Annotated in this window: 15 protein-coding genes; 8 read left to right on the top strand and 7 right to left on the bottom strand. The window is 52.9% G+C overall.

What is annotated here, in order from left to right:
• Nucleotides 1–876, top strand: coding sequence for a copper homeostasis membrane protein CopD (gene copD, locus EL29_RS08725; protein ID WP_019105102.1), 876 nt, complete (start codon nucleotides 1–3; stop codon nucleotides 874–876).
• A 27-nt stretch (nucleotides 877–903) separates the two neighbouring features.
• Nucleotides 904–1,251, top strand: coding sequence for a YebY family protein (locus EL29_RS08720; RefSeq protein WP_014593872.1), 348 nt, complete (start codon nucleotides 904–906; stop codon nucleotides 1,249–1,251).
• 352 nt (nucleotides 1,252–1,603) lie between these two features.
• On the opposite strand, the gene EL29_RS08715 is transcribed toward EL29_RS08720, so the two are convergent.
• Entirely contained in the window at nucleotides 1,604–3,148 is a 1,545-nt protein-coding gene (locus EL29_RS08715) for a methyl-accepting chemotaxis protein (protein WP_019105103.1), read from the bottom strand.
• A 489-nt stretch (nucleotides 3,149–3,637) separates the two neighbouring features.
• Nucleotides 3,638–4,342: a GntR family transcriptional regulator gene (locus tag EL29_RS08710; protein WP_013026057.1), complete on the bottom strand. Its 705-nt coding sequence runs from the start codon at nucleotides 4,340–4,342 to the stop codon at nucleotides 3,638–3,640.
• 279 nt (nucleotides 4,343–4,621) lie between these two features.
• On the opposite strand from EL29_RS08710, the gene EL29_RS08705 reads away from it, so the two are divergent.
• The 3 genes from EL29_RS08705 (at nucleotide 4,622) to EL29_RS08695 (ending at nucleotide 8,266) form a co-directional block, all read left to right on the top strand.
• Nucleotides 4,622–6,244 (top strand): alpha-glucoside-specific PTS transporter subunit IIBC, encoded by a 1,623-nt coding sequence (locus EL29_RS08705; RefSeq protein WP_013026056.1) that lies wholly within the window; start codon nucleotides 4,622–4,624, stop codon nucleotides 6,242–6,244.
• Entirely contained in the window at nucleotides 6,241–7,563 is a 1,323-nt protein-coding gene (locus tag EL29_RS08700; protein WP_019105104.1) for a 6-phospho-alpha-glucosidase, read from the top strand. The genes EL29_RS08705 and EL29_RS08700 overlap by 4 nt, the downstream gene beginning before the upstream one ends.
• A gap of 229 nt (nucleotides 7,564–7,792) precedes the next feature.
• Nucleotides 7,793–8,266: an MEKHLA domain-containing protein gene (locus EL29_RS08695; RefSeq protein ID WP_019105105.1), complete on the top strand. Its 474-nt coding sequence runs from the start codon at nucleotides 7,793–7,795 to the stop codon at nucleotides 8,264–8,266.
• A 38-nt stretch (nucleotides 8,267–8,304) separates the two neighbouring features.
• Here the strand turns inward: EL29_RS08695 and EL29_RS08690 are convergent, their stop codons facing one another.
• A complete protein-coding gene (locus EL29_RS08690; RefSeq protein ID WP_014605686.1) occupies nucleotides 8,305–9,849 on the bottom strand; it encodes a methyl-accepting chemotaxis protein in 1,545 nt (514 codons plus the stop codon).
• A 550-nt stretch (nucleotides 9,850–10,399) separates the two neighbouring features.
• Here EL29_RS08690 and EL29_RS08685 point away from each other — a divergent pair.
• A complete protein-coding gene (locus tag EL29_RS08685) occupies nucleotides 10,400–10,594 on the top strand; it encodes a hypothetical protein (protein ID WP_014605687.1) in 195 nt (64 codons plus the stop codon).
• Between the two features lie 38 nt (nucleotides 10,595–10,632).
• Here the strand turns inward: EL29_RS08685 and EL29_RS08680 are convergent, their stop codons facing one another.
• A complete protein-coding gene (locus EL29_RS08680) occupies nucleotides 10,633–11,766 on the bottom strand; it encodes an acyltransferase family protein (protein WP_019105107.1) in 1,134 nt (377 codons plus the stop codon).
• Between the two features lie 181 nt (nucleotides 11,767–11,947).
• Here EL29_RS08680 and EL29_RS08675 point away from each other — a divergent pair, with 181 nt between their 5' ends.
• Nucleotides 11,948–12,694: an SDR family oxidoreductase gene (locus tag EL29_RS08675; protein ID WP_028715235.1), complete on the top strand. Its 747-nt coding sequence runs from the start codon at nucleotides 11,948–11,950 to the stop codon at nucleotides 12,692–12,694.
• 37 nt (nucleotides 12,695–12,731) lie between these two features.
• Here the strand turns inward: EL29_RS08675 and EL29_RS08670 are convergent, their stop codons facing one another.
• Nucleotides 12,732–13,649: a LysR family transcriptional regulator gene (locus EL29_RS08670; protein WP_028715234.1), complete on the bottom strand. Its 918-nt coding sequence runs from the start codon at nucleotides 13,647–13,649 to the stop codon at nucleotides 12,732–12,734.
• An 82-nt stretch (nucleotides 13,650–13,731) separates the two neighbouring features.
• On the opposite strand from EL29_RS08670, the gene EL29_RS08665 reads away from it, so the two are divergent.
• Nucleotides 13,732–14,145: a GNAT family N-acetyltransferase gene (locus EL29_RS08665; protein WP_013026048.1), complete on the top strand. Its 414-nt coding sequence runs from the start codon at nucleotides 13,732–13,734 to the stop codon at nucleotides 14,143–14,145.
• A 34-nt stretch (nucleotides 14,146–14,179) separates the two neighbouring features.
• Here the strand turns inward: EL29_RS08665 and mdtI are convergent, their stop codons facing one another.
• Together mdtI and mdtJ are read right to left on the bottom strand one after the other, a co-directional pair.
• Nucleotides 14,180–14,509, bottom strand: a complete 330-nt coding sequence (gene mdtI, locus EL29_RS08660) for a multidrug/spermidine efflux SMR transporter subunit MdtI (protein WP_014605691.1) — start codon at nucleotides 14,507–14,509, stop codon at nucleotides 14,180–14,182.
• Complete coding sequence (gene mdtJ / locus EL29_RS08655) at nucleotides 14,496–14,846, bottom strand: multidrug/spermidine efflux SMR transporter subunit MdtJ (RefSeq protein WP_014593863.1); 351 nt, start codon at nucleotides 14,844–14,846, stop codon at nucleotides 14,496–14,498. The genes mdtI and mdtJ overlap by 14 nt, the downstream gene beginning before the upstream one ends.
• Nucleotides 14,847–15,233 lie beyond the last annotated feature (387 nt).

Here is a 15,233-nt window from a genome sequence, read left to right as displayed (position 1 = left end):
GTGACCCTGTTGTGGCTGGTGCTGCGCGCACTGCATTTCACGGCATTAATGTTGCTGGTTGGCAGTGCCTTTTACAGCAGGTTGCTGGCACCGGTTGCCTTTCGAACCTCGCTGGCCGCGCGATTATTTCCGCTAATGAAGTGGAGTACATGGCTGGCCCTGCTGTCGGCACTGGCGATGCTGGCCACACAAAATGTGTTGATGAGTGGTGACTGGCACAATTTGTCAGAGACGGCTGTGTGGCTGGCGGTATTTTCAACCCGCTGGGGCTCCGTGTGGCAATGGCAGCTCCTCTTTTCGCTGTGTAGCGTGGCTGCGATTGTCATGCGTGACCGCCCCCGTCAGCAGGTTTGGCTGTTAACTGGCCTGCTACAGACAGGCTGTCTGGCGCTAACGGGCCATGCCGCCATGCGCGAGGGTATCGCCGGGCTCCTGCAACAAAGTAACCAGGCCTTACATCTTCTCTCCGCCGCCTTTTGGGCGGGCGGGTTAGTGCCTGTGTTGGTGTTGATGCGCATGGCGCGTAACATCGAATACCGGACAGCCGCAATCCGCACCATGATGCGTTTTTCCCGTTATGGTCACGTTGCCGTCGCCTTAACGATAATTACCGGTATCGTTAACAGCCTGCTGATTGCCGGGGCGCCAGCAAACTGGCATCTCAACGATTATGTTGTACTGTTGTTGTGCAAGGCAGGGCTGGTCATGCTTATGGTGCTGATTGCGCTCTGGAATCGTTACTGGCTGGTGCCGCGCTTTCACATCGCGGGCCTTGCCGCACAACGACTGTTTATTCGCATGACCCAGCTGGAAATTGTGCTGGCATGCGGCGTAGTGGGGTTGGTCAGCGTGTTTGCTACGTTGTCACCAACCTGAATGATGAAAACCCCATAAAGGTAAGTTATGTTGCTGAAGAAAGCGATCCCCACACTGCTGTTATTAACGCTGGCTGGTCAGGCAGCAGCGGCACAAATCATCACCGTCAGCCGTTTCGAAATTGGTAAAGACAAGTGGCCGTTTAATCGTGAAGAGGTGATGCTGACCTGTGAGAAAGATGGATCGCTGTTTGCCATCAATCCCAGCACGCTGATGCAGTACCCGCTTAATGAGAAGGCGGAGGCTCAGGTCAACGCTAAGCGGGTGAAGGCACAGCCCATCAGCGTGATTCAGGCGCCGGATAAAGCGCATCCGGATCGGATGATGAGTCTGCAACCTGTCGTGGACCGTGCACAGGCGCTGTGCACAAAATAAGACGACGCAGGCAAGAGTGCGCAAATTTGTCTTACGGGTCACAAACCTGTCGGGTTTATGGTCTGAGCCGCGGCGCTGGCTGGAAAATCTGGCGCGTTGTCCTACGCTTTAGAAGCAAGGCGAAAGCCTCTATTAATGCCAACTTTTAGCGCACGGCTCCTTGAGAGCCATTTCCCTGGACCGAATACAGGAATCGTGTTCGGTCTTTTTTTGCCTTTCAACGCTCACCATGACGGCCCAGACAGCGGGGATGGTGTTCACCAGGCCGCACGCTACTGGCCCGGCTCACGCAACAGGATGGCAGAAACGAAACCGGCGCGATCGCGTTTCTCCCTCCTGTGCGAAAGGGCGTTTACACCCGGAACGCTTCTACCATACCGCGCAGCGCGTGTGCCTGCTCAGAAAGGGATTGTGAAGCGGACGATGATTCCTCAACCAGTGCGGCGTTGTTCTGAGTAACGCTGTCCATCTGGCCCACGGCGACGCTCACCTGAGAAATCCCCTGCATCTGTTCGGAAGAGGCCAGCGAGATCTCATCCATAGCCGTTGCCAGTTCACCCACCATGTTAACGATTTTCAGTATACTTTGACCGGTTCCACTCGCGACGGTTACGCCGGTTTCAACCTGCTGAACGGCCTGTTCAATCAAGGTTTTAATTTCCTTCGCGGCGGTAGCACTGCGCTGGGCCAGATTTCTGACTTCGCCAGCCACCACGGCAAACCCGCGCCCTTGCTCACCAGCACGCGCGGCCTCAACGGCAGCATTGAGCGCCAGAATGTTGGTCTGAAAAGCAATGCCTTCAATCACGCCGGTTATATCACGAATCTTCGCAGCACTGTCTGAAATGTCTTTCATGGTTGCCGACATCCGCTGCATATCTGCTTCGCCGCGTTGAGCCAGATTGGCCGTTTCGCGAGCTGATGTGGCTGTATGCTGTGCCCCGGAGGCATTACTCTTCACCGTCGCGGTTAACTGTTCCATGCTGGCAGCGGTTTCCTGAAGCGCGGCAGCCTGCTCTTCAGTACGGGACGATAATTCGGTATTTCCTTGCGCGATTTCATCGGCGGCAAGCGCAACGTTAGCTGAAGAATCTTTGATTTCGACAACCAGGCCGCGAAGTTTAGCCTGCATTCCGTCAAGGGATGCCAGCAGACTTGACGTATCCTTAGGACGCAGGTGCACCGCCGAGGTCAGATCGCCGTTAGCAATGGCCGCCGCAATGGTTTGGGCCTGAGCAGGCTCGCCCCCTAACTGGCGCATCAGTAAACGGGTAATCATCCATCCGGTGGCGACAGAAAAAACGACGGAAAGCAGGCCCAGGATAACCAAAACGAGTGTTGAGGTTCGGGTTGAACGATTATTTTCTTCCACCGCGTTGCGACTGTTATTCAACTGAACGTTGGTCATTTCACCAAGTGAACTGAGTAACGCACGCTGAGCAGGTCGCACCGTCACCATCAGATAATTTGTGGCTTCCTGAGGACGGTTATCCAGGCCAAACTGACCGGCCTTTTCCAGACCGGAAATCACCTGCGCTTCATTGGCTTGAAGTTTTTCCAGCGCAGCACGTCCGGCGGGCGTGGAATCCTTACGCATGATTGTTTCAAGCGCTTCACGATTTTTTAAGTAAGCTGCTTTTTGCAGTTTCAGCCTCTCCCACTCTGGCTGCATGGCTTTCGCATCGCTGAGAAGCGCGAGGTTTCTCGCGGCAATCGCCATGTCTCTCAGTTCATCTCGCATATCAACGGCGAGCTGATATTTTCGCATCTTAACATTGACCGCATCATCCATACCGGTGCTGGCGGAATGCAGTGCTTTAAAAGAAATAGTAATACAGATAATAAAAAGCAGAATTAACAGGCCAAAACCGATTGCCAGACGCGTGGAGATTTTCATCTTAGAATTCCTGAAAGTTAAGTTCAGCGTTCTTATCGGCAAAAGACGTGTAAAAAATTAATAAAATAGACATATTTCTGAAACAGTAAATTCCGCAAGCAGGGTGGAAGTTTCCAGAGTAATGGTCCTTTAAAAGGACTTATAAGTTCAATTAATCAATTGAGTGCAGGTAATCAGGAGAGGGTAATTGATATTTAAAATGCTTTTAGTAAACACAGCAGCGCGCTGGCGCGATATATGAACGGCGAGGGCAGCACTGCGCTGACCTTGATTTGAAATAATTCTTGTCATTTTCCTAATGTGTGGCGTTTTTCGTAAATGCACAGATAAGACGACACGTTCACCTGTCCCCAATAAATATAGCCCCCTGCTGCAGGGTGTGAGCCAGATTCACTCTCACGCAAGGCACCTGTGATTCGAACGGGCGATTATATTACACCTGAGAGGCGCTCTGGCGCATTGATGAAGCGTACTGACATCTCTGATCACTCAACCCGTGCGTCGTAAATGGTAGTTAACCTGATAATCGTGGGTGTTTCTGTACATCACGGCGTAGTTGATAAATGAGCCCGTATTGCTGTATGAAAGCGAATCGACTCTGAGTAGGAGGGTTTTTTCAGCGATATCCATCAGGTGCGACAGGCGCTTATCGGATAAAACCGGTCTTAATGACTCATAATTGCCCTCTAAAACAATGCCACACTCCTGCTCGATATAGTCAAATTTAGATTTTTCCAAATGGGCCAGGCTAAGGTCAGGGAATATTTTCACTGGCATATAACTTTCTTCGAGCATCAGCAGCTTTTCATCAACATAACGTAACCGACGTGAGAAAAAGAGGCGTTCACCACTGTTTATGCGTAACTGATCGGCTATGGCGGGAGGCGCGGCGATTAACTCGAACGCCAGTACCTTACTGATCACCTCTTTTCCCTGCAGACGTAAGACTTCTGCCAGCCCGGTGAGCGAACTGGTTTCATGACTGATATCCTTTGCGGACACGTAGGTTCCGCTGCCATGCCGTCGCTCCAGCAACCCCTCTCTGACCAGTAAATCTATTGCCTTACGCAAGGTCATTCTCGCCACGCCAAACTCTGTGGCGAGCACTTTTTCAGCCGGAATAGCACTCCCGACCGCGACAAAGGGCGAATTTAGCCGGAGACGCAGTTTGTCAGCGATAAATTTATAGATCACTTTTGTACCTCCTGAGAGGGAGACATAACCGTCAACAGGCCTGGCATAAAGTTAATGCGTGCAGGGGGATAAATAAATAGATTTTTTATTTCCTATAGCCGCGCTGTGAGATGTCTAGTTATTGCCATGAAAATAGACGTCATGATGAAAATTAAAACCATGAGGGCGCTCACGAAGTCGTTAATGTCTCACTCTGCCAGAGGCGTGACTGCCTTATTTTGGCTGCGTTTACATTGACTTTAACGATATATCCTTATAATCGTTACGTGAGGAACTTAAATGCTCAGTCAAATACAGCGCTTTGGCGGCGCCATGTTTACGCCGGTATTATTATTTCCCTTCGCCGGTATCATCGTTGGTCTTTCCATTATGTTACGCAACCCTTTATTTGTAGGGGAAGCATTAACGCATCCAGAGAGTTTATTTAATCAAATTGTCTTCATTATTGAAGAGGGCGGATGGACGGTTTTTAGAAACATGCCGTTAATATTCGCGGTTGGCCTCCCGGTGGGGTTGGCAAAACAGGCTCAGGGGCGAGCATGTCTGGCCGTTGTCGTCAGTTTTTTAACCTGGAATTATTTAATTAATGCCATGGGCAGCACCTGGGGCGATTTTTTTGCCGTCGATTTTTCCAAAGGAACAGAAGCCGGAAGCGGACTGGCCATGATCGCGGGGATAAAAACACTGGATACCAGCATCATCGGTGCCATCGTCATTGCCGGTCTGGTGACGGCTCTGCACAATCGTTATTTTGAAAAACCGCTTCCGGTTTTTCTGGGTATTTTTCAGGGCTCATCTTTTGTCGTCATTGTTGCCTTCTTAGCGATGATCCCCTGTGCCTGGTTAACGCTGTTTGGCTGGCCCAAAATTCAAATGGGCATCGAGTCGCTTCAACAGTTTTTACGCGATGCGGGCGCGGTTGGCGTGTGGGTTTATACCTTTCTGGAACGTATCCTGATCCCGACAGGACTGCACCACTTTATTTATGGGCCTTTTATCTTTGGCCCGGCAGTGGTTGAAGGCGGCATCCAGGTTTACTGGGCAGAGCATCTGCAGGCCTTCAGCCAGAGTACGCAACCACTCAAACAACTGTTTCCTGAGGGCGGTTTCGCGCTTCATGGCAACGCAAAAGTCTTCGGCGCAGTGGGGATTGCGTTGGCGCTCTATTCGACAGCCTCAGCGCGTCACCGGGTCAAAGTCGCAGGGTTGTTAATTCCGGCCACGTTGACAGCCGTTCTGGTCGGCATCACTGAACCCCTGGAGTTTACCTTCCTGTTTATTTCGCCTCTGCTGTTTGCGGTGCACGCTGTGCTGGCCGCCAGCATGGCGACAGCAATGTATATGTGCGGTGTGGTGGGGAACTACGGTGGCGGCTTACTGGACCAGTTTCTGCCGCAAAACTGGATCCCAATGTTCCCTAACCATGCCGGCATGATCTTTACCCAAATCGGTATAGGCCTGGTTTTCACGGGGCTCTACTTCGTGGTTTTTCACCAACTCATCCTGCGGCTGAACCTGAAAACACCCGGTCGGGAGGACAGTGACGTCAGGCTTTACAACAAGGCCGACTATCGGGCAGCGCGAGCAGCGCCAGCTTCCCCGGGCGGGCATAACCCGCAACGCGATCAGGCTTGGGGTTTTCTGAATGCGCTGGGTGGGGCCAGCAATATAGCCAGCATCAACAACTGCGCCACGCGCCTGCGGATAACACTGGTCGATGAGGCCAAAACGCAGAACGATGCCGCGTTTATGGCGCTGGGCGCCCACGGTGTCGTCCGGCGTGGCAACAGTATTCAGGTCATTGTGGGCTTACAGGTCCCCCAGGTGCGCGAGCAACTTGAAAGCCAAATGAAAGACCCGGCCCGGTCTGAAGCAACACTTACCATGGAGAAACCTTTATGAAGACATTCTCAGTTTTAATTGCGGGCGGCGGTAGCACCTTTACGCCGGGTATTGTGCTAATGCTCCTGGCGAACCGGCACCGCTTTCCTTTACGCCAGCTGAAGTTTTACGACAATGACGCGGCCCGTCAGGAAACCATTGCCCGGGCCTGTAAGATTATCTTGCAGGAACAGGCAGCTGACATTGTGTTCAGCTATACCACCGATCCGCAGGAAGCATTCAGTGACGTCGATTTTGTCATGGCGCATATTCGGGTGGGTAAATATCCCATGCGTGAGCAAGATGAAAAAATCCCCTTGCGTCATGGTGTTCTGGGCCAGGAAACCTGTGGGCCGGGTGGTATTGCCTATGGCATGCGCTCAATCGGCGGCGTCCTTGAGCTTGTCGATTATATGCAACAGTACTCACCCGACGCCTGGATGCTGAATTATTCCAACCCGGCCGCCATCGTGGCTGAGGCAACGCGACGCCTGCGACCTGAGGCTAAAATCCTGAATATTTGTGACATGCCGATTGGTATTGAAAGTCGGATGGCAAAAATTGTCGGTCTGCAAGACCGCAAGCAAATGCGGGTGCGCTACTACGGGCTCAATCATTTTGGCTGGTGGACCGCTGTTGAAGATTTGAAGGGGAATGATTTAATGCCACAGCTGCGTGAGTACGTGGCAAAGTACGGCTATGTTCCGCCCTCTGGATCGTCATCAGTGGAGTCCAGCTGGAAGGATACTTTCCTGAAGGCGCGCGATGTGCAAGCGCTGGATCCCCAGACGTTGCCCAATACCTATCTGAAATATTATTTGTTCCCAGATTATGTGGTCGCGCATTCCAACCCTGAACGCACCCGCGCTAATGAGGTCATGGAGCATCGTGAAAAGCAGGTGTTCAGCGCCTGCAGGGCAATCACCGATGCCGGGCATTCATCCGCCGGAGAGTTGGAAATAGACGAACATGCTTCCTATATTGTCGATCTGGCGACCGCGATCGCCTTCAATACCCAAGAGCGTATGCTGCTCATTGTGCCTAATCAGGGCGCTATCCCCAACTTTGATGCGGACGCTATGGTGGAAATTCCCTGTCTGGTTGGGCGCAACGGTGCGGAACCCCTTCAGGTTGGCGACATTCCGACTTTCCAGAAGGGGTTAATGAGTCAGCAGGTTGCGGTCGAAAAGCTCGTGGTGGAGGCATGGGACCAGCGCTCCCGGCATAAGTTATGGCAGGCCATTACCTTATCTAAAACGGTACCAAGTGCCACCGTTGCAAAAGCGATTCTCGACGATCTTATCGAGGCAAATAAAGCCTTCTGGCCGCCGTTGAGCTAGAGCGCCCGTCAGCCAGCCTGGGTTCGCGTTCAAGCTGGCTGTCTTTAGCGCAGACAGGGCAAACCAGGAGAATCGAATGCCGTGAGGGATAACCCTGTGGATCGCGCGAGAGAGTCGTCAATATTCTAGTGTGCACTGCCGCGTCATGCCTCTCCACCGTTGCGCGTGCTTGATTTTCAGCGCGCATCCCGCCACATTAGCTCCTCGTATCCTGCCGCTTGCAAAGGAGATGATCGTGTCGACTGTACCCCCACTGACCTTACTGAAGCGTATTGATGAACGCTACCGATCGCTCACCGGACATGGGCTTTACTGTCCTCATGATATCGATGACCGTTATCAGTGGCTGCATGAACAGGCGCCGTTCAGCATTCTTGCCCACAGTACCGCAGCCGATCCCGTGTTTGTCTATGCCAATCGTTGTGCTCTGAACTGCTTCAAATACAGTGCGGAAGAGATACGGCAACTGCCGTCACGACTCAGTGCCGGGCCTTTCGACAGGGAAGCACGACAGCGCCTGCTGGATATTGTCAGACGCGATGGCATTGCCACCGGCTACAGCGGACCGCGTGTCGATAAGCAGGGCAAAAGCTTCATTATCTACGATGGCGAAGTCTGGCAGTCAGACGGACGCGATGAGGCGGGATGGGGCCAGGCCGCACTGTTCTGGCCCAGCCCCCGTCACGCGTTGGCAGCGTTCTGATCGGCGCGACGACGCCTTTCTGCCGTGTGCTGACAGGCTTATACCCGGAACGCTTCTACCATGCCGCGTAATGCGTGCGCCTGTTCAGAAAGAGACTGAGAAGCAGAGGATGACTCTTCAACCAGCGCCGCGTTGTTCTGGGTGACGCTGTCCATCTGGCTGACGGCGACGCTCACCTGAGAAATGCCCTGCATTTGTTCGGAGGAGGCCAGTGAGATCTCATCCATCGCGCTGGCCAGGTCGCCGACCATGCTGACGATTTTGAGGATGCTTTCACCTGTACCGTTGGCGACTTTGACGCCGCTGCCAACCTGTTCAACCGCTTGCTCAATCAGCGACTTAATCTCTTTTGCTGCGGTCGCGCTGCGCTGGGCCAGGGTGCGGACTTCACCTGCGACAACGGCAAAACCCCGGCCCTGTTCGCCAGCACGCGCGGCCTCTACTGCGGCATTGAGGGCCAGGATATTGGTCTGGAAGGCGATGCCCTCAATAACGCCGGTGATATCGCGAATTTTAGACGCGCTCAGCGAAATGTCGTTCATGGTTTCCGACATCCGGTGTACGTCGCTTTCGCCACTGCGCGCCAGCACGGCGGTCTCACGGGCAGTTGATGCAGTGCTTTGCGCACCGGCGGCGTTACTTTTCACCGTGGCGGTGAGCTGTTCCATGCTGGCTGCGGTTTCCTGCAGGGCGGCGGCCTGCTGTTCGGTCCGTGAGGACAGCTCCGTGTTCCCCTGGGCGATCTCTTCCGCTGCCAGCGCAACGTTACCCGAGGTCTGTTTGATCTCTGACACCAGAGCACGCAGTTTAGCCTGCATACCATCCAGTGAAGCCAGCAGGCTGGTGGAATCATTACGGCGGAGCGTGACGCTGGCGGTCAAATCGCCCGAGGCAATCGCGGCCGCCAGTTCCTGGGCCTGGGCAGGCTCACCACCCAACTGGCGCATTAACACCCGGGTGATGACATAGCCGGTGGCGAGGGAGAACAGCACGGAAAGCACGGATAAAAACACCAGCGTCAAGGACGCCCGGCTGGTTGCCACGCTGTTAACTTCCACCGCGTTGCGGCTGTTATGCATGAGAATGTCTGTGGTTTTGTTTAGCGCATCCAGCATATTGCGTTGCAAGGGGCGCAAGGTCTCCATGAGATAACGCGTCGCTTCATCTCGCTCATTCTTCAGCCCCAGTTGCCCGGCAGCTTCGAAAGCGCTCATCACCGTGCCTTCCAGTTCTTTAATGTGGTTTAAGGCAGCCTGTTCTTCAGCCGTGGACTGGCTTTGCATGATCACCTCAAGCGTTTCACGGTTTTCCGCGAACAGTTTTTTTTGCGCTTCAAGACGCTCCCATTCAGGCTGCATTTCCTTAACGTCGCTCAACAAGGCCAGATTTCGCACGGCTATCGCCAAATCCCTGAGTTCGCCGCGCATATCAAGAATCAACTGGTACTTCCGCATTTTGACATTCACGACCTCATCCATTCCGGTTTTAGCGTTATGCAGCGAGTTAAGTGAGACAGAGGTGCAGATAATGGAAAGCAAAATTAACAAACCGAAACCGGTTGCAAGACGAGTGGAGATTTTCATAAATATGTTCCCGATGGATTGCTGTTTTGTTCACTATCGGCACGCGTCAGGAAAATGATTAACAAAAAGGCCAAAATTTACATAAGTATCGTTAATATTATTATTTTGAATTTAAAAAATGATATTAATCAATAGATGACGATATTTTTGTTATGTCTTGAATATCGTAAGGTAATGGCCGAAAAATATGCAATGGGTTGATGTATTGAGTCAGGTTGAGGGGGCGTTTTTTATTAAATCATAAATTTAAATGGTGGTTGCCGCTAACCCGGATCGACGGGCAGCGAAGGGCAGACATGACCTCGTAGCGGGCCTGGATCTGCGCTCGCCACTCTGTTGCTCATCAGTGATCCCGTCACGCTACCCAACAGATCAAACTCTGAAGTGACGGCGTTGGGTAAGGTGTGCCTGTGCGACGAACACAGCGCGTATACGTCCGATAAATATGTGATCGGGGTAACAATCTTGACATGAATTTTAAGTTTATCAGACAGTTCATTACGCCAGTTTCTTCACTATAGCGACTCCATTCACAGCATGGGAAAGCACAATGAGGAAACCGTTAGCAGTGGCCTGGTTGTTTTTGATCATTTCATTCGGCGCAACGGCGCAAAGTCTGACGCACAGCAGGGCCGATCCCGCCCATTATGCGGGATTAAAGACGCACAGCAGCATCGCAGATACGCCGGAATCACCGGATGAGCATGTGAGGGAGAGGCAGCACGACGTGGGTAAAGCATTGTGAAGTAAAAAGATGGCTCGCCAGTGCGAGCCATCTTTTCATCAGCGTGCAGGCCTGGGCGCCAGAAACTTCTTGCCCAGTTTTATTCCCGGTTTTTCCACACAGTTAAACAGTAATGATGCCAGCGCGTAGGTCACCGGAATCGATACGGCACAAACAATCAAAAAACGCGTCAGATCATTTTGATACTCAATGTCCGTTTGATTGAGCAACAGCGCAATGGCCGGGATCACGATCAGCAGATGCAGCAAGTAGACCGAAAACGACACATCGCCCAGCCATGTACTCAGACGGTTGTTTAACACCTTACGCGGAACGCGGATCAGTTTTGCCATCAGGCTGCTTTCCTGATACTGCCAGAGCACGGCCGCCATACCGATAATCATAAAGGCTTCCAGCATCACCTGCAGCTTAATGGCACCCAGCCCAATCAGCACGCTTACGGCCGGTCCGGCAAGGGCAAACAGCACGTACAGCAGGGATTTACGGCGTACCGCTTCAGCCAGCAGCATGCCTGAAATAAACATATTCAGTTTAATCAGAATCATTGACGGCATTTCAAAGGCTTCATAGTAGTCGGGCAGCAGGTAACGGCCTGCGCAACTCAGCGCCATCATGCTTAGCAGGGCGGTCGCGTAACCGAAGCGCATCACCGCCAGCATCATAAACGGAAACAGCAGATAGAACTGCATTTCCAGCCCAATGCTCCAGTCGGGCAGCGTGGTATTGAATCCATAGGCGGGCAGCACGCCAAACAGGAATGACAGATGCGTCAGCACGTTCATGAACGACTGATCCGCATAGCGTGAGGATTCTGTTGCGGTCCCGGAATAAAACTGGGCAATGGTATCGCGCATCTCACCAAACCAGGGGCCATAGATCAGGGCAACCGCCAGCAGCAGATAATAAAGCGGGGCAATGCGGAAAAAACGGCGTAACCAGAATTTTTTAATGGTTTCCGCGCGTTGCCAGGGCTCCTTGTGCTGGCGTTCCACATAGTTTTTTGCCATCAGATAGCCCGAAAGCAGGATAAAGAGATCCACGCCAATGCCGGGTGAGGAGATCAAGGTAATATGGCAATGGATAAGCAGACTTATGTGTCCCAGCAGTACCCAAAGAGAAGCGATGCCGCGTAACCCCTCCAGTTCCGTGGACCAACCTCGTGTCGCAGACATGGTAAAACCCCGTTAATCAGTTAGTTATACTTGCACTAAGGCGGTAACTAAGCCCTAACGTGGTGGTTAAGTCCACCCGTTGAGAAAAAAGTGAGAGGATTCTGACGCTGTGGTTAATAATTAATCGGCGAGATAATGCGCTCGCTGATTATTTATGGCGGTTCAAACGGGAGCACGCAAGATGAATAAGCACGGCAATACATTGTTGATCACCGGTGGGGGAACGGGCATTGGGCGCGCACTGGCGCATCGCTGGCATGACGCCGGGAACAAGGTGATTATTACCGGACGTCGTCAGGACGCGCTGGACGACGCGGCGGCCGGACGAGAAGGCATAGCGACCTGGGTTTTAGATGTCACCGATGCGGATGACGTCAGTCACGCCATTCCTCTGCTGCTCCAGACGTATCCGCACCTGAATGTTTTAGTCAACAATGCTGGCGTCTTTAGCCCTGAGGACATCACTTCACGCCGCGACCTGAGCGATGTTGTGAGAATGACCGAAACCAATTTTATTGCGCCCGTCAGGCTCACTGATGCGCTAATCGATCACCTGAGTGCTCAGCCCGCTGCGGCTATTATTAACGTGTCGTCCGGGCTGGCATTTGTCCCTTTCCCTGCGTCGCCGACCTACAGCGCCACTAAAGCGGCACTTCACTCCTATACCGCAGCCCTTCGGCCGCTGTTAAAAGGGAAGGTTGAGGTGATTGAGATTATCCCGCCACAGGTGCAAACCGAGTTAGCGCCCGGGCAGTCTCAGGATCCTGACAGCATGCCGCTTGATGCCTTCGCCGATGAGGTTATGACCTTATTGCACAGCGGCACAACGCCCACCGAAGTCTGTGTGGAACGCGTGCGCTACTTTCGCGAGGCCGAAGCGAAAGGGCAGTTTGATGAGGCATTGCAGATGCTGGTGCAATACAGCTAAGCCCCGGCCAGGCGCGAGGCGACAACGCGAGCGACGATTACGCTGTTCCACTGATTTCGTGCAGCCAGTCTGTGAGGTCGCGCTCAAGCGTTCCTGCCTTTGCGACCTCAGGCGAGAACAGGCAATACTCTGAGCCATCTTCCACAAACCCCATTGGTGCGGCCAGTATGCCGCTTTGAATATCATCTTTAACGAGCGGCCAGGGTCCAATGGCTACGCCGATCCCGGCTACCGCCGCCTGCAGGCTAAAATAAAAATGTTCGAAACACTGCTGCACGTTAACGGGAGCCGGTATCTGCATCGCCGTCGCCCAGACCTGCCACGCCTCCGGGCGGCTTCTGGAGAGCAGTAAAGGCGCGTCCGGATTCAAACCCGGACGCTCGCTGTCGAACCAGACCGTGACGCGATCGGGGCGGCATACCGGTCCCACCTTTTCCCTGAACAAGTGTTCGATATGGCAGGGCGATACGTGAGTAAAATCATTGCGGCGCAGCGCAAAATCAATCCCCTGATCAAACGAGAATGCGCCACTGGCCGCGACCAGATGGATTTCATTTTTACCGAAGCGCGCCTCAAAATCGCCCCAGCGTGGAATCAGCCAGCGCATTAATAACGTGGGCTCACATGACAGCACGCGCTGGCGCGTTCCCGCGCGTAAGCGGTTTACGCTGCGGGAGATCATGGCGAAGCCGTGACTGACCGCGTCAGCCAGCTGTTCGCCTGCTTCTGTCAGACAGACTTTCCGGTTACGACGCGCAAACAGCGCAACACCTAAATCCTCTTCAAGTACGCGCACCGCCCGGCTGACAGCACCGGGCGTAAGATGCAGTTCGTCTGCTGCACGGGCAAAACTTTCGAAACGCGCCGCCGCTTCAAAACAGCGCAGCGCCATTAACGAGGGCAGGCGGTTGCCTGCTACAGGTGAGTTTAACTCACCGTTTGGCGCAGAAATCATCGTTATATCTCGCGTTTTTTCACCATTAATATCAATCAAACCGAGAAGGGTTGGATATTTATATTACCAGGGGGTCAGTAACGTGGACTATATCATTCGGGAAGAAATACCGTCTGTAGAAACCTATCGCCACATCAGAGTGAGCGCAGGATTAAGTGACAAAACGGAACAGGCCGCAAAGACGGGGTTAAGAAACGGTTTGTACAGCGTGGTGGTTTGCCATCAGGACGCGCCGGTTGGCATGGGAAGAGTGATTGGCGACGGAGGCTGCTTTTTTGTCATTACCGATATTGCTGTGCTGCCACAACATCATAAAAAGGGGGTGGGCGATCGTATTATGACGGCGTTAATGGCCTGGATAGCGCGCCATGCGCCGCCCTCCGCCTACATCAGTTTGATTGCCAGTCATGGCTCGCCGGGTTTTTATGCCCGTTATGGTTTCGAACCGGCATTGCTGCCAGAACGTGCGGGCATGTTTTTGCGAATCCAGGGATAAAGATGAAAAAGGGGACATCAGCGTCCCCCTGTTATCAGGCCAGTTTCAGAATGATCATGCCCAGCAATAACAGCACAAGCCCCGCCCAGCCCTTGAGGTTGAGCCGCTGACCAAACAGTATCCATCCTGCTGCCACGGTCGCGACGATACCAAAGCCGCCCCACAGGGCGTAAGCAACCGACAGATCGATGCCTTTAACCGCCTGAGACAGCGCGCTAAACGCCAGCAGCACGCAGGCCAGAGACAGCATTCCCGGGAGGATTTTTTTAAAGCCGTTGCTGTACTTAAGCAAAATATTTGCGGCTATCTCCAGCAGGACCGCCAGTGCCAGCCAGGCAAAATGGATCACATCAGGCAGGATCATGTTCTGCCTCCTTCACCTCACCGCTGCCGACTTTAATGAGCAGAATGCCCGTCATCAGCGTGATCAAACCGCAGATTTTCATTAACGACAGGGTTTCATCAAAAAGCTGCACGCTAAATAAGGTGATCAGCAGAATGCCAATGCCCTCCCAGAGCGCGTAAGCCACACCCAGCGCAATGCGCTTGATGGCGAAACTCAAAAAAAAATAAGAACAGGCAATCATCCCCAGCATGACCACATAACCCAGCTGACTCTGATTCAGGCTGGACCATTTCATGGTCAGGGTACCTATAATTTCCGTAACAATAGCGAGTACTAATAATCCCCAGGCGCGCATGGGTTTTCTCCATCAATCGACGTCATGATTTACCGTGATGCGTAACGCAACGGCAGAAAAGAAGTTGGCTGGCAGAAAGGGGACTAAAGGGCGCTGCGCCAGTGCTGATCGACGGCGTTAACGCTGACAGGTGCGAGGGTAAAAAGGGGGGTAAAAAGAGTAATGAACATCCTGCTCATAATTAAACAATGCATCCACGTTGTTGCTTCTCTTCAGTGGACGGGGAAAGCCTCCGGTAATGAACACAGTAGCGTTATATCATTAAAACCGCCCCAGGCACAGCCTGTTTGTTCGGGTTTTTGACAAATATCAGGTCAATATTGCTGGGGTTTAGGCACGGTTGCGTTTCGGCAAAAAAAAAGCCGGACAGCAGTCCGGCTTTGATGT

It is taken from the genome of Pantoea ananatis LMG 2665 (assembly GCF_000710035.2).
Taxonomy (GTDB): domain Bacteria; phylum Pseudomonadota; class Gammaproteobacteria; order Enterobacterales; family Enterobacteriaceae; genus Pantoea; species Pantoea ananatis.
Note: the sequence above shows the minus strand (reverse complement) of the source record. Positions and strands in the feature narration are given on the sequence as shown.